Source organism: Bacillus sp. AFS059628, from assembly GCF_002571225.1.
GTDB lineage: Bacteria > Bacillota > Bacilli > Bacillales > Bacillaceae_G > Bacillus_A.
On sequence record NZ_NVEC01000088.1, the window covers coordinates 1 to 20,615 of the forward strand.

Annotated in this window: 21 protein-coding genes and 1 pseudogene; 9 read left to right on the plus strand and 13 right to left on the minus strand. The window is 34.4% G+C overall.

Annotated features, from left to right (window positions below; all coding sequences use genetic code 11):
• Positions 1 to 183 precede the first annotated feature (183 nt).
• Complete coding sequence (locus COL05_RS25895) at positions 184 to 606, plus strand: PH domain-containing protein (protein WP_098670666.1); 423 nt, start codon at positions 184 to 186, stop codon at positions 604 to 606.
• Between the two features lie 87 nt (positions 607 to 693).
• Here the strand turns inward: COL05_RS25895 and fumC are convergent, their stop codons facing one another.
• The 5 genes from fumC to COL05_RS25920 all read right to left on the minus strand — a co-directional run bounded on the left by fumC (position 694) and on the right by COL05_RS25920 (position 6,580).
• Positions 694 to 2,082 (minus strand): class II fumarate hydratase, encoded by a 1,389-nt coding sequence (gene fumC, locus COL05_RS25900; protein WP_098670667.1) that lies wholly within the window; start codon positions 2,080 to 2,082, stop codon positions 694 to 696.
• A 124-nt stretch (positions 2,083 to 2,206) separates the two neighbouring features.
• Complete coding sequence (nhaC, locus tag COL05_RS25905) at positions 2,207 to 3,610, minus strand: Na+/H+ antiporter NhaC (RefSeq protein ID WP_098670668.1); 1,404 nt, start codon at positions 3,608 to 3,610, stop codon at positions 2,207 to 2,209.
• A 322-nt stretch (positions 3,611 to 3,932) separates the two neighbouring features.
• Positions 3,933 to 4,592: a class I SAM-dependent methyltransferase gene (locus COL05_RS25910; protein ID WP_098670669.1), complete on the minus strand. Its 660-nt coding sequence runs from the start codon at positions 4,590 to 4,592 to the stop codon at positions 3,933 to 3,935.
• A 112-nt stretch (positions 4,593 to 4,704) separates the two neighbouring features.
• Complete coding sequence (locus tag COL05_RS25915) at positions 4,705 to 5,589, minus strand: TIGR03943 family putative permease subunit (RefSeq protein WP_098670670.1); 885 nt, start codon at positions 5,587 to 5,589, stop codon at positions 4,705 to 4,707.
• Positions 5,590 to 5,602: 13 nt separating this feature from the next.
• A complete protein-coding gene (locus COL05_RS25920) occupies positions 5,603 to 6,580 on the minus strand; it encodes a permease (protein ID WP_098670683.1) in 978 nt (325 codons plus the stop codon).
• A gap of 187 nt (positions 6,581 to 6,767) precedes the next feature.
• Here COL05_RS25920 and COL05_RS25930 point away from each other — a divergent pair, with 187 nt between their 5' ends.
• The 3 genes from COL05_RS25930 to COL05_RS25940 all read left to right on the plus strand — a co-directional run bounded on the left by COL05_RS25930 (position 6,768) and on the right by COL05_RS25940 (position 9,797).
• On the plus strand, positions 6,768 to 7,955 hold the full coding sequence (locus COL05_RS25930; protein WP_098670671.1) for a GTP-binding protein: 1,188 nt from the start codon (positions 6,768 to 6,770) through the stop codon (positions 7,953 to 7,955).
• A gap of 188 nt (positions 7,956 to 8,143) precedes the next feature.
• Positions 8,144 to 9,109, plus strand: coding sequence for a DMT family transporter (locus COL05_RS25935; RefSeq protein ID WP_098670672.1), 966 nt, complete (start codon positions 8,144 to 8,146; stop codon positions 9,107 to 9,109).
• Between the two features lie 16 nt (positions 9,110 to 9,125).
• Positions 9,126 to 9,797, plus strand: a complete 672-nt coding sequence (locus COL05_RS25940) for a GntR family transcriptional regulator (protein ID WP_098670673.1) — start codon at positions 9,126 to 9,128, stop codon at positions 9,795 to 9,797.
• Between the two features lie 59 nt (positions 9,798 to 9,856).
• On the opposite strand, the gene fbpA is transcribed toward COL05_RS25940, so the two are convergent.
• Both fbpA and COL05_RS25950 read right to left on the minus strand, forming a co-directional pair.
• Complete coding sequence (gene fbpA, locus COL05_RS25945) at positions 9,857 to 10,027, minus strand: Fur-regulated basic protein FbpA (protein WP_000098301.1); 171 nt, start codon at positions 10,025 to 10,027, stop codon at positions 9,857 to 9,859.
• A 193-nt stretch (positions 10,028 to 10,220) separates the two neighbouring features.
• Entirely contained in the window at positions 10,221 to 11,120 is a 900-nt protein-coding gene (locus COL05_RS25950) for a cation diffusion facilitator family transporter (protein ID WP_098670674.1), read from the minus strand.
• Between the two features lie 263 nt (positions 11,121 to 11,383).
• Here COL05_RS25950 and COL05_RS25955 point away from each other — a divergent pair, with 263 nt between their 5' ends.
• Positions 11,384 to 12,457 (plus strand): WD40/YVTN/BNR-like repeat-containing protein, encoded by a 1,074-nt coding sequence (locus tag COL05_RS25955; protein ID WP_098670675.1) that lies wholly within the window; start codon positions 11,384 to 11,386, stop codon positions 12,455 to 12,457.
• A 40-nt stretch (positions 12,458 to 12,497) separates the two neighbouring features.
• Here the strand turns inward: COL05_RS25955 and COL05_RS25960 are convergent, their stop codons facing one another.
• Together COL05_RS25960 and COL05_RS25965 are read right to left on the minus strand one after the other, a co-directional pair.
• Positions 12,498 to 13,643, minus strand: a complete 1,146-nt coding sequence (locus COL05_RS25960) for a DUF4179 domain-containing protein (protein WP_098670676.1) — start codon at positions 13,641 to 13,643, stop codon at positions 12,498 to 12,500.
• The gene (locus COL05_RS25965) at positions 13,640 to 14,206 is read right to left on the minus strand and encodes a sigma-70 family RNA polymerase sigma factor (protein WP_098670677.1); all 567 of its coding nucleotides are present in this window, start codon (positions 14,204 to 14,206) and stop codon (positions 13,640 to 13,642) included. Before COL05_RS25965 ends, COL05_RS25960 begins: the two co-directional genes overlap by 4 nt.
• 264 nt (positions 14,207 to 14,470) lie before the next feature.
• On the opposite strand from COL05_RS25965, the gene asnB reads away from it, so the two are divergent.
• A complete protein-coding gene (gene asnB / locus COL05_RS25970) occupies positions 14,471 to 16,294 on the plus strand; it encodes an asparagine synthase (glutamine-hydrolyzing) (RefSeq protein ID WP_098670678.1) in 1,824 nt (607 codons plus the stop codon).
• A 42-nt stretch (positions 16,295 to 16,336) separates the two neighbouring features.
• Here the strand turns inward: asnB and COL05_RS25975 are convergent, their stop codons facing one another.
• Entirely contained in the window at positions 16,337 to 17,164 is an 828-nt protein-coding gene (locus tag COL05_RS25975) for a PP2C family serine/threonine-protein phosphatase (protein WP_098670679.1), read from the minus strand.
• A gap of 124 nt (positions 17,165 to 17,288) precedes the next feature.
• Between COL05_RS25975 and COL05_RS25980 the strand changes: the two genes are divergently transcribed.
• From COL05_RS25980 to COL05_RS25990, 3 genes are read left to right on the plus strand one after another with little or no spacing between them, the layout of a single operon-like run.
• The gene (locus tag COL05_RS25980) at positions 17,289 to 17,699 is read left to right on the plus strand and encodes a MarR family winged helix-turn-helix transcriptional regulator (RefSeq protein WP_098670680.1); all 411 of its coding nucleotides are present in this window, start codon (positions 17,289 to 17,291) and stop codon (positions 17,697 to 17,699) included.
• A complete protein-coding gene (locus COL05_RS25985) occupies positions 17,683 to 18,012 on the plus strand; it encodes a DUF3147 family protein (RefSeq protein WP_098259191.1) in 330 nt (109 codons plus the stop codon). The genes COL05_RS25980 and COL05_RS25985 overlap by 17 nt, the downstream gene beginning before the upstream one ends.
• Before the next feature lie 36 nt (positions 18,013 to 18,048).
• Positions 18,049 to 18,909 carry an alpha/beta fold hydrolase gene (locus tag COL05_RS25990; RefSeq protein ID WP_098670681.1) on the plus strand — a complete coding sequence of 287 codons (861 nt, stop codon included), beginning with the start codon at positions 18,049 to 18,051 and terminating at the stop codon, positions 18,907 to 18,909.
• A gap of 18 nt (positions 18,910 to 18,927) precedes the next feature.
• Here COL05_RS25990 and COL05_RS25995 read toward each other — a convergent pair whose 3' ends face one another.
• The 3 genes and pseudogenes from COL05_RS25995 to COL05_RS26005 all read right to left on the minus strand — a co-directional run.
• A complete protein-coding gene (locus COL05_RS25995; RefSeq protein ID WP_002193920.1) occupies positions 18,928 to 19,299 on the minus strand; it encodes a hypothetical protein in 372 nt (123 codons plus the stop codon).
• Between the two features lie 89 nt (positions 19,300 to 19,388).
• Positions 19,389 to 19,964: a histidine phosphatase family protein gene (locus tag COL05_RS26000; RefSeq protein ID WP_098670682.1), complete on the minus strand. Its 576-nt coding sequence runs from the start codon at positions 19,962 to 19,964 to the stop codon at positions 19,389 to 19,391.
• Positions 19,965 to 20,121: 157 nt separating this feature from the next.
• A pseudogene (locus COL05_RS26005) lies at positions 20,122 to 20,559 on the minus strand (DUF3885 domain-containing protein); the annotation flags it as partial.
• Between the last annotated feature and the right edge of the window lie 56 nt (positions 20,560 to 20,615).

Below are 20,615 nucleotides of genomic sequence, written 5' to 3' on the forward strand. Positions count from 1 at the left end.
AAAGAAGTTAGGTGGGGGTCGGGCTGCCAATAAAAGTCCGATTGGTTTAACTAATAATCAGTGAGGGATGAAGAAAACCCCACTGATTAAAGTTTCACTTTATCCCATCAGGAAATTTCACACGTTTTATTACGATGTTATGATTTAATTTAGTTAGAGTACACGTAAACCGAGGTGACTAACTTGAAATTCCAAGCGAAAAAGAATCCATTTCACGTCATTTTTATTACATTATTTATCACTATTTTTCTCGTTTCGCTATTCTTCCAAAACGAAAATTCTATTTTTTTCACTCTTATGATGCTATTAAATATCGTAAATCTTTCTTCATTCTATCTCTCTCACTACAACGTAACGGAATCATCTCTTATCGTAAAACATGGTTTCATATTGCATACTGAAATTCCATTTGAAGATATTCGCCACATTAAATACTCTGGTAAAAAACTTCATTCAAAGAAATGGACTAGACAACAATTAGAAATCCATTACAATTTATTTGACTCAGTAACAGCTTTTGTACCCCAAGAAGAAGAAAAGTTCATGTCACTCTTAAAAGAAAACTGTCCACATATGAAAGTATTGAATATGCCTGCTAACAAATAATATATTTTGGTACTTGCAGTAATACAAATAGAAAAGATAAATATTAAAGAAGCCAAGACTCTATGATAAGAATCTTGGCTTTGTCTATTATTCTTTCGGAGCAATCATTTTTTTCGGATCGACAATTTCATCGAATTGTTCTTCTGTTAGTAGTCCAGATTGCAGTGCTGCTTCTTTTAGCGTTAACCCTTCTTTATGAGCATGCTTTGCAATTTTCGCTGCATTTTCATATCCGATATGCGGGTTTAATGCTGTAACAAGCATTAAGGAACGATTCACATTCTCTTTAATTACTTCTTCATCTGCTTCAATACCAACTGCACAATTATCATTAAATGAAACAATTGCATCTGCTAATAAGTGAGCAGATTGTAAGAAGTTATATGCAATAACAGGTTTAAATACATTTAACTCAAAATTGCCTTGGCTCGCTGCAAATCCGATTGTTGCGTCATTTCCCATTACTTGTGCTACAACCATCGTTAACGCTTCACTTTGCGTTGGATTTACTTTACCTGGCATAATAGAGCTTCCTGGCTCATTTGCTGGAATAATAATTTCTCCTAGCCCACTACGTGGACCACTTGCTAGCCAGCGCACATCGTTAGCGATTTTCATTAAATCAGCTGCTAATGCTTTTAACGCACCATGCGTATATACAACTTCATCATGGCTCGTTAATGCATGGAACTTATTTGGTGCAGAAATAAATTGCTTACCTGTAAATTGGCTTATTTCCTCTGACACCATCTCACCAAATTTAGGATGAGCATTAATGCCTGTTCCAACTGCAGTACCACCAATTGCAAGCTCTTTCATATATGTATTGCTCTCTGCAATCATACGCTCTGTTTTTTCAAGCATACGGTGCCATCCGCTAATTTCTTGTCCTAATGTTAACGGTGTTGCATCTTGTAAATGTGTACGACCAATTTTTATAATATGTTCAAATGCAGTTACTTTTTCTGCTAACGTCTCTTTTAATTTCGTAATTGCTGGTAATACGTGATTTTCTACTGCGATTACACATGCTACATGAAGCGCAGTTGGAAAAGTATCATTTGAACTTTGAGACATATTCACATCATCGTTCGGATGAATATGTACGTCAGATCCCTTCTCTTTTAAAATTTGATTCCCACGGTTTGCAATTACTTCATTCACATTCATGTTTGACTGTGTACCGCTACCAGTTTGCCATACGACAAGTGGAAAATGTTCATTCCATTTCCCTGCAATCACTTCGTCAGCTGCTGCCACAATTGCTTCTGCTTTTTCTTCTGATAGCTTTCCTAACTTTTGATTCGTAAGTGCTGCACTCTTCTTTAAAATGGCAAATGCTTTTACAATTTCAAGCGGCATTTGCTCTGTTCCAATCGGGAAGTTTTCTTTACTACGTTGCGTTTGTGCTGCCCATAATTTATCAGCTGGAACTTTAATTTCTCCTAATGTATCTCTTTCAATTCTGTACTCCATTTTTTCATCCCCTTGAAAATAAAATACCTACATCTCTTATAATAACAGACTTTCTCTTAAATGATAAGAATTCTCATTCTTATCATTTAAAAAAATACCTTCTGCCATCGCAGAAGGTATTTTTTTATGAGGCTTGCTTTCCTTTATCTGCATCATCTACATACCAAATAAATTTGCCTGTATATCCGTAAATAACCGCTAAAATTAAAGATACGAAGCTTAACCACATAAATGGAACATATGAGAACGTTGCTACACCTAAAATACCAGCCATAAAAATACCATTATCAGACCATGGAACCATACCTGAAGTTAACGTTCCACCTACTTCTGAGTTACGCGCTAATACACGTCGGTCTATTTTTAATTTATCATAGCTATCTTCCATAATTTTCGGTGTTAAAATTAGTGATACATACATTGCACAACCAAATATATTCGCTAAGAATGCCACGATTAATGTAGACAATGTTACATTACCTGCAGAATTTAATTTCTTCTCGAATTTTGATACGATTACTTTTAAAACACCTAGTTTTTCAAGTAATCCACCAAATCCTAAACCGAAAATAATAACGGCTACTGATCCAAGCATACCGTTAATTCCACCACGGTTTAATAACTTGTCCACAAATTCAACACCAGATTGAATTGAGAATCCGTTATACGCTGTTCCAATCGCCTCTCCAAAGTTCATTCCTTGGAAAAGAGTTGCCCAAATTGCACCAATTAAAGCTCCCATTGCAATTGTTGGCATAGACGGTCTCTTCAGTGCTAATAGAACAATAACAATGACCGCTGGAACAAGCATCCATATTTTAATATCAAATTGCTTTAATAAAGCTTCTTTTAAAAACTCTACTCGATTTAAATCTACATTATCGCCGCCATACATCCAACCAGCTACAGTAAACATAATGCTAGTAATAATGTAAGCCGGAACGTCTAATACGAGCATAGCTCGAACGTGAGCAATAACATCTACTTTCGCCATAGAAGCTGCAAGAACGGTACTATCAGAAAGTGGTGATAATTTGTCGCCGAAATACGCTCCTGAAAGAACTGCACCCGCAACAAGTGGCAGTGGTAATCCAAGCCCTTCACCAATCGCCATCATAGCAATACCTGCTGTTCCAACTGTTCCCCATGATGTTCCAGTTGCGATAGAAGTGATTGAACAAATAATTAATGTTGCTAATAGGAATATGCTAGGGTGAATAAACTCTAATCCATAATAGATTAATGTTGGTACTACGCCACCAGCAATCCATGTTCCAATTAAAGCACCTACTGCAACTAAAATCAGTATTGCTTCTAATCCGTTAGAAATCCCTTTCGTAATTGCATCTTGCAATTCTTGATAACGAAATCCTAATCTTAATCCAAGCGCAATTACTAAAAACCATGAAATAAATAGCGCTAATTGAATTGGGAGATCAAAAATCGTTTGGAAGGAAAAGACAACAGCAAGAAATAGTAATAAAAGAACTATGATTTCTAGCATCGATGGTAATCTTACACTTTTCATTTTTTTCTCTCCTTACAAGTCGATAACATGACGTGTGTCGTCTTACATGTATGTAATATACAATTAGCGAAGACAAAACAAAATTTTCATATTATTTCGATTTATTTTTCCAGTATAATATAACACCTTTTCTATTGTAAAAGTAGATGTTACTTTTCGCAATGGAAAATATAAAAAATGTTACATTTTTATATAGAACAATCAAAAATAACTTTTTTAATATTTGCCACAACAAATTTTTCACTATTATCCTCACCTTTTAGGGACTACCATTTTTATCCATTAAAAAGCACACATCATTAAAATGATGCATGCTCCACTTTTATTTATACATATTTTGTATTTCTTCTTTATTTTTAAGTATCTCCTCAAACTTATCACTACAACCTTTCGGAAATAATACTCCAAGACCATATGAATGCTCAAACTGAAAATGAGGGTACTTCGCCTTGACCTCATCCCAAAATTTATACACGCCGAAGTTTCGATCTTTCACCTCAATATCATGAAATAATACGATACCGTTATTCGCAAGTTTTGGTAACCATGTTTTATAATCATGAGAAACTGCTTCATACGTATGATAGCCATCAATATGCAACAAATTTATCGTCCCATCTTGAAATTGATCAACGGCCTCATCAAAAGTAGATCGAATTAAATTACCTATATTTGGATAACTCGTTTTTACCACTTTATCTACAATTTGGAAAACACCTTCTCCATATGGACCTGTATGCCCGTCTCCTGTCCAAGTATCTACAGCAAAACATTTTGTAGCTAATCCCCCATCCTTTACCCCTTGACAAAAACTGAAAAAAGAAGCGCCTAGATGTGTCCCTAGCTCAACTAATATTTCTGGTTTTTCAAATCTTACTAAATCGTATGCGAACTCCAGATGTCCAAGCCACGCAGTATTCGCACGAATAAATGGACTAAAATTATCAAATTCAAATGTTGGTTTATGAGTAACCCAGTTCATCGCGTATCTCCTTCTACACATATTTTTAACAAACCAAATTACTCTTATCTTTATTTTTTTATCGTCATGATTATGATTCTATTTCATGAAAATATGAAGAATTCATTCTTTTTTATTGTGGTAAAGCATCATATACATATGGATCTATTGGCTTATTGATTTTCTCCACTTTGTTTACTTTTACGAGTGGAAATAGCATTCCTTTATATGTCGTTTCGTTCAACAAACCTGTTATTTTCACCCATGTTTCCTGTGGGAGCTTTTTTACGTTTTCCCCTGCAACAATCATCCCCCAGACAGATGCATCCGCAATACAACAAGTTATGCCGTATCGCGCCACTACCGTTTTATCACCCGTCACATCCTTATCATTATAGATAAATCCTGAGAATGTAATTTCTTTCCCTTTAAACCCTTTTACATCTTGGCCAATTGTACTCATTGTTTGAACATAATCCTTATCCTCTACTTGTATTTTTCGTTGTCCTAACATACTTTTTTCTAATTGCTCTTCCACTTGATCTGTCACTTTTAAATTCGAGGTTTCACCTTGATCAACTAATATTTCTTTCCAATTAGAATTTGCCTGTATTCCCTCTTTTTCCTTCTTTTCCATACTTCTTGCCTGTACACTTTGAGTCATCCCCCTTTTTCCCGCTAAACTTCCGTCAATGGTTACACTTCCAAATAGAAAAGCACAAACAATCGGAACAACAAATAAAACATATACAAAGAAACTTTCCATCCCTGATTTTAATGCTGTATGATGCTTACAACAATTACAATCATCCTGTTTTTCTCTCCCATCTCTCCAAACTTGTAAAGAACCAAGAAGTAAAATCACCACAAAAGCTATATACGTAAATTTAATCATTTTTGGAGCGATAAAATTATAAATATTGCCTGTTACAAGTAGTTTAAATAAGAGCATTGCTAAACCAATTAAAATAATGCCACGAATATAGCGATGATAAGCTTTCTGTTCCTGTTCCTCCACTTTCTCCCACCTCCTATAACGTTGTAATTTGCACGATTGTGTACACCGATAAAATAATAATTCCAATCAAAAAGAATACAAATCTCTTTTGAAAATAAGCAAATAGCATCAATGTATTTTTCATATCAAGCATAGGTCCAAACACAAGAAATGCGAGAAGTGCTTTTACAGAGAAAACATGTCCAAAAGATGCCGCTATAAATGCATCAGCCGCTGAGCAAATGGATAAAACATAACCAAATCCCATCATAATAATTGGGGCAATTATTTCGTTATGTGCTACTGCATCAAGTACATTTCGATCAAAAAACGTTTGAAATACACTCGCAAAAAAAGCACCAATCAATAAATATTTACCTGTATCAAAAAACTCATCTACAGTGTGATTCACAACATTCCCCCAGCCCTTTTTTTCTTTTTTTTGAGCCGAATCCTCTATATCTTTTAAAATATTTTTCCCGCGATAGAAATAATACACAATTAGCCCTACTAATAACGCCACACAAATTGTTATCCCAAAGCGTGCATATACAACTACATCATTTTTTTGAAATGCATATACAGTAGATAAAAAAACAATCGGATTCATAATAGGTGCACTCAATAAAATTACAATTCCTACATGAAGAGGGAGTCCTTTTTGAATAAGTCTTCTTACGATTGGAATAATGACACATTCACACATCGGAAAAATGATTCCGACAAATACCGCTGGAATCATTGCAACAACCTGTGATTTCGGCATTACTTTATGAATCATATCTTCCGTCACAAACACTTGAATGAGAGAAGAAACAATTACGCCTAATAAAATAAAAGGTATTGCTTCGAATATAATACTTAAAAATACGGTATTCATATTCAACCATTCTTTTGGCATACTTTTGTGCAAATTTGCTAGACTTGTAAAATCTACAAAAAATAATAAAAAAAGAAAAATAGCAATAAGGGCTATTCCTATTAATTCTTTTGAAACCCTATTAAAGACCAACATTATCCCCCCCCACTTTATTCATATTAAATCGTATACTTGTCCAAATGCCCTACACTACTACAGCACAAATTTTATAGTCTATTCCTATTCTTAAATCGTAATCATTATGATTTATTATTGATTTTTTCTTTTTTATCACTTAATATAAAACGTAATCATTACGATTTGAAAGAGAGATTATTTTATGAAAAAAGTACCTATCACTGTATTAAGTGGTTTTCTAGGAGCTGGAAAGACCACCCTACTACATCATATTTTGGCTAATAAGAGCAACTTAAAAGTGGCTGTTATCGTTAATGATATGAGTGAAATAAATATTGATGCGTTGCTTATAAAAAAAGGTGGTTTTTCACGTACGGAAGAGAAATTAGTAGAAATTCAAAATGGTTGTATCTGTTGTACACTACGAGAAGATTTAATGATAGAAGTGAGTCGGCTTGTTGAAAACGGTGATATTGACTATATAGTTATTGAATCTTCAGGTATAAGTGAGCCGATTCCAGTTGCCCAAACATTTACTTATACTGACGAAGTACTTAATATCGATTTAACGAAAAATTGTCACCTCGATACGATGGTTACAGTTGTAGATGCAAATACATTTTGGGATGATTTTGCAAATGGTGAAAGTTTATTAGACCGTAAACAGGCTATCGATGAAAATGATACTCGAGAAGTTATTGATTTACTAATAGACCAAATTGAATTTGCGAATGTCATTATTCTTAATAAAATTGATTTAATAAAAAAAGAAGATAGGATAGAACTTCATCATTTACTACAAAAATTAAATCCCGGTGCAAAAATTATTGAAGCTTCATTTAGCAACGTACCATTGCAAGAAATTTTAAATACAAATTTATTCAATTATGAGGAAGCGAGTCAATCGGCGGGCTGGATGCAAGAACTAAATAGTGAACATCATACACCCGAAACTGAAGAATATGGTATCAATTCCTTTGTGTACCGTCGGAAATCCCCTTTCCATCCTGAACGCCTTATGAATTGGCTAAAAAAATGGCCTGTAGATGTTGTACGAGCGAAAGGCTTTTTCTGGCTCGCATCTCGTAATAATATGATTGGGCTTCTATCTCAAGCAGGTTCCTCTATTACAATTCAAGGAGCTGGTGAATGGATAGCGGCATTACCTGAAACTGAAAGAAATCAAATTATTACAGAAGAACCCGAAGTATTGAAAAACTGGGACGAGCGATATGGAGATCGAATAACTGAGCTCGTATTTATCGGTATTGATATGAATCGTTCTGTGATTGAACAATCATTAGATGATTGTCTATTAACAGAAAAGGAAATGGAACAAAACTGGAATACATTTGTTGATCCCATTCCGGCTTTTACTTACACTTCATAATCTAAAATAAAAAAGGCTTCCGTCAATAGAAGCCTTTTTTATTTTATCGTTCTCTTAATTAACAAACTTTCTTTAATTTGAATAACAACTTCACATCAAGTAAGAAATTTCAGTTTATTTTTTATACACTCTATGATATATTGCATAATGTATCCAATATATATTTTGAAAGGAGGATTAAATACCTTATGGATCCAAATCGTTTAAAAGGAATCATTATGGTTGTAATTGGTGCTTGTTTATGGGGATTATCCGGAACAGCTGCACAACAACTTTTTCAATATGAACATGTTTCTACTGAATGGTTAGTTACAATCCGATTGCTTATATCAGGCGTTATCTTACTCATTATTTCTTCATTCGGAACGAGAAAAAAGGAAATATTCGGCATATGGAAACAAAGATCTGATGCTACTAAAATGATATTGTTTGGCCTATTCGGTATGCTTGCTGTACAGTACACGTACTTCGCTTCTATTAAAGAAGGAAATGCTGCTGTCGCAACATTATTGCAATATTTAGCTCCTATATTTATTACTGTATACTTACTTTTCAAATGGAACGTTCGTCCATCAAAAATTGATTTCATTTCAATTGCTCTTTCATTAGTAGGCACTTTCCTCTTACTGACAAACGGGTCTATACATAACTTAGCTGTTTCTACACCAGCTATCGTTTGGGGAATTGTATCTGGATTATCTCTTGCTTTTTATAGTTTATACTCAAAGGGATTACTAGATAGATGGTCTTCCTCAGTTATCGTTGGATGGGGCATGATTATTGGAGGTATTGGTGTAACGATTGTACACTTTATTTCTACGAAAGAATTCATTTTATTATCAACGATGAAATATGTAAAACTAAATACCTTACTACTTATCACATTTGTCATCATTTTTGGGACACTTATTGCTTTTTATTTATACTTAGACAGCATACGATACCTGACTCCGAAAGAAACGACATTATTCGGATGTACTGAACCACTCGCAGCTATTATTTCTTCTGTACTTATATTACATGTACCGTTTCAATCTTTTCAGTTATTAGGGGCTTTTTGTGTCATTGTAATGGTACTCATTTTAAGTCAAAAACCGGATGAAGGGAAACCAAAATTAAAGTTTGTTCATGAGAAAAAGGAAAATATACAATGAAAGGATGGAATTCACAATGCCTATCCCTCAAAATTATAAAAAACAAGGAAGAGTTTCGGCAAAATCACTCGTTTTAAATCAACTACAAGATTGGATTATTGAAGGTGTACTGCAACCTGACGAAAAAATTAATGATGGGGAATTGGCTGAAGCACTAGGAGTAAGTAGAACACCTGTAAGAGAAGCACTTCAAATATTAGAACTTTCTGGATTGGTGGAAATGGTACCTGGGCAAAAAACAAAAATTGCTCCTATTAAGTTAGACGACATCCCGATTATTTATGAGACGATGGCTGGTCTTCACTCTATTATAGGAAAGCAAGCACTTCAAAATATTACAGACGCTGACTTGAAACTACTTTCTGAAATAAATGATGATTTTCAGCGCTCTATAGAAAAGAAAAACGCAAAACAAGCGTTACAACTAGATATACAATTTCACAATACAATTTCTTCTATTGCTAAAAATCAATATATTGAGCCCTTTCTAGCAAATATGCAACTTCACGTTTTACGTCTTGAATACTTGTTTTTCCAAAACTTTGTTCCAGCAAGTCAATCTATTGAAGAACATCACTCAATCATTCAAGCACTGCAAAAGAAGGATGAAAAACAAATGGAACAAATGATGTCTCAAAACTGGCTCCGTCCAATGAAAGAAATATCAAAAATAATTTCTACGAAATAATAAAAGGTGAGCTGGTTACATAAAATCGTAACCAGCTCACCTTTTATTAATCTATATAGCTACGCCTGAATATCTGCATAATCTTCCATATCTTCGTACTCTTTTTCCAATTCCTCTAAAGACAGCTCGTATAATTGTCGGTCGCGAATTTTAAACACACCTGCTCCAATTAACTCATCAATTAAATGCCTCTTACGATTTTCAACAGCAAAACGGAGTTGACTACTCATCTTTTAAAAAACTCCTTTCTACGATCATTGAAAATGATAATCTCTATCAATTACCACTTTTGATTATAAAAGATGACTCGTTATAAGTAAAGTAATTTCATGAAATATTTACCTTACAAAGTATTTGTGGCCACATTATATATATGTATGCCGCGCGAAAAATGTTATGACACTTTTTCTTATCCTTTTTCTTTCATACTTTGCAAGTTGTCTCACTATGATTAAATTCACCATCTATCTCTACTTGAATGGTGACATGTTCTACATGAAACTTTTCCTTTAATACATCCGTAGCCTCTTTTAGTACACTTTGCGTTTCATTACCTTTAATAATCAAATGGCAAGTTAATACTTGAAAATCAGATGTGACAGACCATATATGCAAATCATGAACTTCTTTTACAACCGTAATATTTAATAATGTACTTTTTACCTCTTCAACATTTATATGCTGTGGTGCACCTTCCATTAATATATGGACCGTATCACGTGTTACACGCCATCCACTAATAATGACTAAAATGGACACAAGAATACTAGCAATCGCATCTGCAGCAGTCCACCCGAAAAATTTAATACATAGCGCTGCAATAATCGCTCCAACTGACCCTAATAGATCGCCTAATACGTGTAAGAAAGCACTTCTTAAATTTAAATTCCCCTTCACATCTCCGCCTCTCATTAATATCCAAGCTGATAAAATATTAATAAGCAGACCAAGTACAGCAATAATGAGCATCCCATTACTAGCAATCTCAACTGGTTCTGTAAAACGGCGAATTGCTTCAATGAAAATGTATACTGAAATGACTATAAGAACGACACCGTTGCATAATGCTGCTAACATTTCGACTCTCTTATACCCGTATGTTTTCGCAGCTGTTGCTGTTTTTTCTCCAAGCTTAAACGCAAGTAAACTTAAAGCTAAAGATACCGCATCACTTAACATATGCCCCGCGTCAGATAATAGTGCTAAACTATTTGTTACAAATCCGCCAATTACTTCAGCAATCATAAAACTTGTCGTTAATACGAAAGCGATTAGCAGCGCCTTTTTATTGTTAGAATGACCGTGATCATGTGAATGTCCCATACCAATACTCCTTTAAGTGCAATATCTGTATGTTAGTATGAAACAAACTCCACATCTTTATCCCGCATTAACGCCCGATTGGTGAAAGCTTATACTCAGTAGGGATGCCACACGCTGATTAAAGTTTCACTTTATCCCACTTCCTCTGTATACACACTTCGCTATTTTTCAAACAAGTCCTTTTTCTCAAATAAAAACAAGACTACTTCTTTTTTATTTTCATATTGTTTACTAAAGAAAGAATTTTTAAGGAGGGGACGAAATTGAAAAGATTATTTCTCTGTATGGAACGTGAACTTGTTGTTGTAAAAGAACGATATGGTAACTATGAAGCATCCTATCACTTACAAAATATGCAGCCTACCTGTATCGCTGTTGATCCATTTCAACAAAACCGTGTATATTGCGGTACATTTGGACGAGGCTTATGGTTAAGCGACGATGGCGGAGATTCGTGGAAACCAATTGGAGATTCATATCGTTACTTTGATTTTCCAAATGAAGATGGTATTTTACATTCTTCGATCACTTCTATTACAATAAGCCCTAATGAACAAGTTAACGGATATGGCGTCGTTTATGTAGGAACAGAACCTAGTGCTTTATTCCGTTCGGAAAATGGTGGTGAAACGTGGACTGAACTTAAAAATATGAAATCATTATTATCTTCTTATACGTGGGCTTTCCCACCTAGACCGTTTACCCATCACGTACGCTGGATTACAGTTGATCCAAATAATCCAAATACAATCCATGTTTCAATTGAAGCTGGTGCTGTTATTCAAAGTAATGATAGAGGACATACATGGATGGATAAAAAATTCGGTGCTCCTATCGATGCTCATCAATTGCTTATGCACCCTGAAGCTCCAAATCGCCTTTATGCATCATGTGGTGACGGATTTATGGGCGGACCTGATCGCGCATACCTCGAAAGTTATAACAGTGGAAACAGCTGGATCTCATGCAGCGAAGGACTTGAACATCATTATTTATACAGCATGGCTATCGATCCAGCTGATTGTGATACAATTCTCGTTTCTGCCGCACCAAGCGCTGACCTCGCTCATCACCGTATTCCTTATGAATCTTATATTTATCGTAAAACGAAAGATACTCCGTTCCAGCAAGTACAGCAAGGTCTACCATCAGCAATCGGTACAGTCATTTCAATGTTTGCGACAAATCCAGCAGAACCACATACGTTTTACACTTTAAATAACAATGGCGTATTTCAATCCACTGATAGCGGCGAATCGTGGGAACAACTCGACATTCCGTGGAAAGATGAGTATAAAACGCAGCATCCGCATGCTTTATTTGTTACTAGTTCTTAAGGAGAAAAAGACTGCCTAATCGTTTTAGGCAGTCTTTCTTTTATTTCTTTAAATCAATTACGATATCATCTAAAACAATACCCTTATTGCCTCCCAGTTTTCGAGACACGAAACTCTCCTTTACGTGTCCTCCAACTATTGTTACCGAGCCATAATTTTCAGGAGTGTGAATTCTTAAATTAACGTGAGGCGTTATTATTAGTTTGGTTGCATTCGCATTGAGTTGTTGGAATGTTTTACTCCAATTAAAATTATAAGAATCCTCACCTGAGCCTCCATTTCCTTCCCCAGAATACTGATTACCTAAATCATCACTCACTTCTAAATCGATATCCACCCCATCCCATACACCCCTTATTTCTTGAGATACTTCTTGGTTATAGTATAAAATAAACGACATTGGTGTTATTTCCATTCTCTCCATATTTACTTTTACACCATCTTTTTCTGTACTACCTCTAATCAATTGCTCTTTATTTTCTATTCCTCTTAGATTAATATTAAAATTCCAATCTCCCTTTATCGTTTCTTCTGTTTCTAAAATGTCTATACTTTTTATACTCCATTCAATGTTCACTGTAGTTTCTTTAGTACTAACTAGATCGCTACTTGTTTTTATTAAACCTGTATATTTTCTATCAGCGACTTTACTAATTTCATTGCTTCCTGATTGGACACCTGCTCCTTTAATGGTTAAAAAATCCAATGTACTTGGATTTCCGCCTAACTCTCTGTTACTTTCTATAGAATAGTTTATTGATACTGTCTTCCCATCGAAAATTGCATCATTTATCGTTATCTTAATTCCATTGCTTTCTTTTGTCATATTTAGTACTGTGGCGTATTGTTGATAATTATAATGAAGCTCCGTTTTCTTCTCTACGTCTGCTTTATAATTTTCATATAGCCCTATCCTACCATTATCTAAAAATCGGAATATATCACCTACAATTGGCAATCCCCCTGCATATGTAGGAAATCCAACACCAAGCATTGCAACTGATAACCCTACTAAAATAGATGCCGCAGCGACACCTTTTTTCCAACTTTTCATCTTTTTCTTCGTACGTATCGATTGTTTTACATTACGCTTTACTTTTTCTTTTTCAATTTCAGAAGCCTCAATTTCTTCTAGTTCTTTTTCATCTATATCAATATCATTTAATAGTTCGTAAATGTCTTTCATATGGCACTACCTCCAAAACTAATATTCGTAGCATTTTGTTGTAGTTTCTTTTTCCCACGGTACACACGATTATCGATTGCTGCCCGAGTTAATCCTAACTTGTCTCCTATTTCTTCTGTTTTCATGCCGAGAAGATATTTCATAATGAACACTTTTTGATCTAACGGTTCTAATTGATTAATAAGCTTCAATAACTCTTCCCTATCTTCTATAACGATTAATTCATCTTCAGCTGACTTTTCCGTACTGATATGAAACTCATCTGAAATAATTTCTATATTTTTAGTCGCTTTTCGGTAATAATCAATCGCTTTAAACTTCGCAATCGCCGCAATCCATTTTTTAAAGTCACTTGGCTCCCCATGAAATTTATTTGCGTTATTCCAAATGGAAAGAAATATATCATTTACACATTCCTCTATTAATCCATCATTTTGAACTGGAAGAAGAACTTTGTGCGTGATTTCTTTTATGAGTGGTAAATATGTATCGACAACGAACTCTAGCGCATCTTCTTTTTGCCGTTTTAATCTTTTTATAAAATTTTTCTCATTTGATTTCATGTAGCGATTCCCCTTATTTTTTTGTAAAAGCTTTTACACCCTATATAACGTCTAAAAAAATATTTTCTCTCATCTTTTTATTATTTTTTGTATGTAATGGAATAATTCCCCTTAGCCATTGTCTCACATAACCATGCGTTTAAAGAAAATTTTCTCAAGTCTACAATTTGATTCATGTAGTACACTATTTATATAGTCATTCTTTAACTTAGTGTATATTTTATTTCGTTAACCTACTATTTAAAATTAGGAGATGAGATGTGTATGTGTGGAATTACAGGTTGGGTAAATTGGAATAAGGATCTTTCCAATGAACATGTTATTTTAAAAAAGATGGCAAATCGTATTCAGCATCGTGGTCCTGATGCTGAAGGGTTTTGGTTTTCACCTCGTGCGGCCTTTGCACACCGACGTTTAATTGTTATTGACCCAGAAGGCGGAACGCAACCGAAGACATTTCGTGCTGGTGATTATACGTATGCTCTTACTTATAATGGAGAAATTTATAATTTCCGTGAGCTTAGAGAACAACTTAGGAAATGTGGTCATGCATTTGAAACGCATTCAGATACAGAAGTATTACTACATGCTTATTTAGAGTGGAAAGAAGATTGCGTAAAACATTTGAATGGAATTTTCGCTTTTGCCTTATGGGATGATCAGAAGCAACAATTATTTTTAGCGCGTGATCATTTAGGCGTAAAGCCACTCTTTTACACAGAAAGAAATGACAGCATTATTTTCGGATCTGAAATAAAAGCATTATTAGCGCATCCGTCTGTCCCTGCTGAAATTGATGCGGATGGCATAAATGAAATATTTGGATTAGGCTTATTTCGAACTCCAGGGTGTGGCGTCTTTAAACATATTCAAGAAGTGCGTGCCGGACATTGTATAACGTTTACACGTGATAAAAAAGTAGTTACGAAGTATTGGAATTTAGAAAGTAAAGCTCATACAGACTCTACTGAAGATACATCATCACATATTTTATCTATTTTACAAGATACAGTAAGAAGACAATTAATTGCCGATGTTCCTCTCGTCTGTATGTTATCAGGAGGATTAGATTCTAGCGGGATTACTGCACTAGCGGGGAAAGAATTTGCTGCTGAAAATAAAACACTTCATACGTATTCCGTTGATTTTGTAAATAGCGCAAAAGATTTCGAGCTAACATTTGCTCGCACTGGTTTAGACGCTCCTTGGGTAAAACGCGTTTCTGAACATGTAGGGACATCTCATCATGATATTATTGTGAATGCTGAAGAATTAGCAAATCACTTATTCGTTCCCCTCCGTGCAAAAGATTTACCGAGTGCTGGTGAAATGGAAACTTCACTATATTTACTATTTTGCGAAATGAAAAAAGATGCAACTGTAGCGTTATCTGGAGAATCTGCTGATGAAGTATTCGGTGGCTATCCTTGGTTTCATCAAGAAGAATTACTGTATGTAGATAAGTTTCCTTGGCTAACAAATTGGAAAAATACTTCGCCTCTTCTATTAAATGAAGTAAGTAACCAATGTAACTTAGAAAACTATATTGATACACGATTCCAAGAAGCGGTTCTTGAAGTCCCTACTCTTGAAGGCGAAAGTAAAAAATCAGCGAAACAACGTCAAATGTTTTATTTATTTTTAACGAGATTTCTTCCGTTCTTACTTGACCGTAAAGACCGTATGAGTATGGCTGTAGGATTTGAAGTTCGCGTACCGTTTTGCGATTATCGATTAGTTGAATATTTATGGAACGTTCCTTTCAACATAAAAAGCATTGATAATATTGAAAAAGGCATTTTACGCAGAGCACTGAAATCTGCTTTACCTGATGATGTACGGAATAGAAGAAAAAGTGCTTATCCGACTTCACAAGATCCACATTATTTACAAACAATCCGTCATTTATCACTCGACATGTGCAGTAATAAAAACAATCCTATTTTCTCACTTATTAATCATTCCACACTACTTGCCATTGCCGATCAAAGTAATAAAGACATTAACAATTTTGAAGCAAGAAGTGCTATGGAATATATGCTTCAAGTAAATGAATGGTTAAAAACGTATCACATCCATATCGCTTAACAAAAAGGAGTTCAAGGATAAAAACCTTGAACTCCTTTTATATTAATTAGCGCATCGTTTATTTTCAGTATCAATAGACCATCCAATAATTGTGGCACAATCTCTACCTTTCCACTGCAGTACATTTGTTAATACTGGCTCAATCTGCAAGCTATTTCCGTCGTGCAATATTTCTACTAAAGATTGATCATCATCAAACCTTCGTTTATCACACTCTAAAATACCGTCCGTTGCCATTACGATATGATTCATTCCTTTTTCTAATCCTCTTACACCTGACGTAAAACAAGGGGTATTTGCTGCGAAAATATTTTTCCTACCGATATATTCGTAATTCTTCCGTTTATTTAATCGCCCTTTACCATTCTTCGTTTTCTCAGAATGGAATAAATATGCGAAGCAATCACCAACTGATAACCAATATAAAAATTCGCCTTTTCTCAAACAAATTAAACATGCAAGTTCTTCATCATCTTGATCACATTTTTCAATAAACAACTCATCTGTAAATAACGCTAATAAGTACATATGTGTATGATGAAAAGCTAAATGTATCGGGTAGGAAAATAACTCTTTTAGTTTCTCTTTTCTTTCTGAAATGGCTTCTATTATATAATCAATATTTTTTGTTTTGTGGTGTGTATCAAAAATCATAACAAATTCAAATTGCAAATCAGGATCCCACCAAGCAAGTACCGCATCTCCTCGTTCATATGCATCACTTTCTTGATTTCCCCCATATACGCCGACTGAAAGAGGACCACATTTTTCAACATGTATTTCATCTACATACATCTGTTCATGACTCATCCATTTGAATGTATTCACAGCTATCATCCTCTCTCTTGCTAAATGTATACCTTTACACATAGATTACCTTATATTTCAATAAAAATAAACTTTTTCAACATTTTCCATCCAAATAAAAGGATTTTACTTCTATATTCACGAATATATCTTACCATACGATATAAAAACAGGAGGATTTATCATTATGAAAGACATTAATCAACATTGGGAGAGTATTTATTATCACTTACGATATGAGTATGAAGACAACCTTTCTCATCAAGCTATTCGTATTTTACAACTCATTTCTCGTGAGAAAGATATAACAATTGGAAAATTGGCTATTGAGCTTAGTCTCTCGCATAACACAGCGTCTGAACACGTAAAGCGCCTTATTCAAAAAGGATTTATCATGAAAGAAAGAAATAAACAAGATGAAAGAGTTGTAAACCTTACATTAACAAAAGAAGGCATTGAAGGATTAGAAAAACATACTTTACTAGATAAAGAAAAGATAAAAATATTAGAATCTCAGTTATCGAAAGAAGAACAACAATTAATTGAAAAAGCCTTTTCGTTATTAGCGAAGGAGGCAAAATATGCATTTCCTCGTTAAGGTAATCGTTTCCGCACTTATTATTGGCGTTATTACTGAAGTCGCTAAACATTATAGTACGATAGGTGGCTTTATTGCTGCTCTTCCACTCGTTAGTTTACTAAGCCTATTTTGGATTTCTTTCGAAGGCGGGAACAAGCAAGAATTAAGTCAATTTGCTATAGGTGTATTATATGGATTTCCTGCATCCGCACTACTATTATTTATCGTCTATATTGGGTTAAGAAACTCATTTTCACTTAGTACATCTGTCCTGTTCGGTATAGGTGTTTGGTGTATTGTTTTTGCTTGTCAAAAATTATTTCAAGCTTAGTTAGGAGGGTTTATTATTTATAAATTTGTAGAGGTATTGGGGCAAACTATAGAAGTATATATAGCAGGAAGTAGTAAACAAACGGTAGTCATTCAAACCGGAATGGGTTGCTCATTTTATGATTGGCTCCCTATTATAGAAAAACTTTCACGACACTTTACAGTCGTTTCATACCATCGCCCAGGTTACGGAAAAAGCGAACTAGGAAATCATTCACGTACTACAAAACAAGCAACAAAAGAACTTCATATGCTACTACAAAAACTAGATATTCACGCGCCAATCATTCTAATCGGTCATTCCTATGGAGGCTTATGTGCACAACATTTTGCGATGTTATATGAAGATAAGCTGCGAGCACTTATTTTAGTCGATTCTACTTCTATGAACTTACACCGACTAGATGAACTTCATTTACCAATTTCTGATCATACCGATTCTGATGATATATGGCTTGAAAAATATAATACATACTCCAAAATGGATGTAGATATGCTTTGTAATGAACTAAAACCTATACTCGCTAACCAATCAAGACAGTACATTGAATTTTCTACCTCTCCTCTATTATATAAAGCGACAGCTTCCGAACTATATGAGTGGAAAAATTGCGCTCGCTCAATAAAAGAGCTATATAAAACATTAAAAGTACCGTTAATCGTTATCGGTAGAGACCCTCAATATTCTATTACTCAGTTGACTGAGGGCGGCATGCCGAAAGAGGAGGCCACACGACTAGAAACAATGTGGCAAGAACTGATTCATGAACAATTACAACTCTCCATATATAGCCAATATATATTTGCCGAACATGCTAGTCACGGAATTGAAAATGATCGACCAGATATTATTATTAAGGCTGTTCAATCTGTGGGAATAAAAAAAGGAAGCAACTAAAGCTGCTTCCTTACTTATCTATTCATAATCTTCTTCATCATCGATTTCTTCGTAATACGAATTCCCATTACTTACATATATAGGGCCATTCGCAACGTCAATACGTAATACCCATGCCCATGGCACAGCTAAACGCTTATGTATTGATCGCCAAAAGCTCATTGATTTTCTTTCGTACTCCTGGAACTCCTGAAGTAACTCTTTGTAGGAGGAACCGTCTAACTGAATATTTGCTTCTAGCAAACGAGAATGGGCATAGTACTGCAGCTCTAGTTCAGCAGCAATTTCCATTTCTTCTTCCGTTGCCATACCAATAATTGTTCCATCTGCTGGTGCAATTTCATATACGTTGTGAACTTCAATAAGCCCTTCTTTCTCTTTCTCAAACATGTAAACAGCCTCCTTTAACATATAATTTTTATGTTACAAAGTCATACTTCTACAATAACATCTCTCTTTCCTCTTTTTTTGATAAACTTTTACAAATTATTTATCTGATAATCTGTGGACTCTATCCTTTCGGCAGAAATTAAATCTTCATTATGAAAATTCAACTTAAATATATCAGGCATACGAATTGTTTTCCAAAATTGAAAATCATATTTTGAATCAAAATAATTCATGAGTAATACCATAATATTCCCATGAGTTCCTATTACAATATTCTTATCTTCATATTTTTTTAATATATTTTTCATACATATTACAGCACGCCTTTGCGCTACCTCATTCGATTCTCCGCCTTCGTGTGCAAAATCCCAATCTTCCCACACCTTTTGGACCGCATCATTAAAATCTGTTACTGGCTCTTTACTTAATAACCTTTCTCGTAAATCTTCTTCTATTTGTATCGATACATTATATGTATTTGCAATTCCTTGTACCGTTTGAATCGCCCTTTTATACGGACTAGAAATCACAACATCAATATGCTTATCTTTTAATAAGCGTGTTACATTCTCTACATCTAAGTGCCCTTTTTCAGATAAGGGACGTACCCTTTCGTCTTTTGTATATAGAGAGTGAGCATGGCGAACAAAATAGATTGTCGTCATTCATTCATCCTCCTTTTCTGTTTCTATCCAAATTCAATACATTACCATCAAATCCCTTTACCTTTATAATAAGCGCTGTCAAATTTGAATGTTGATTTTCATATTAATAAAAGGGAAACACCTCTATGGTATTTCCCTCATTTAAAATAGACTACATTCAATTAAATACTTTATCAATTTTATTTCTGTCGTATTCTAATATCCAATCATTATATGTATGATAAATATCTCTAATTGTATTAGGAGAGGTAGCTAATACATCACAACCCCTATCATCATAAACGTGAAATATAGTATTCTTGTTAATATTTATGAAATACACCCTATGAAAAATACGTGGTTTTATTCCCATATCTTGATTACAAATTGCTTTTAGCATAGGAATGTATTTCAAGTCTGAAACTTTACATTTCAAAGTATATCTATGAGTTTTATATCCCCCGTCTTCATCGTCTTCTGGAAAAATATAAGAGATTGTATTTTTCTGTAACTTAAATAAATCGGACTTCTCTTTTACATACTTAGAAAAGATATTCAATTTGTGTTTGAAAATTTCACTGTTTGCATAGTCATTTACATCCACTACGATATAAAGTGAAACTTTAATCAGTGGGGGTTTTCTTCATCCTCCACTGATTATCAGCCCTCACC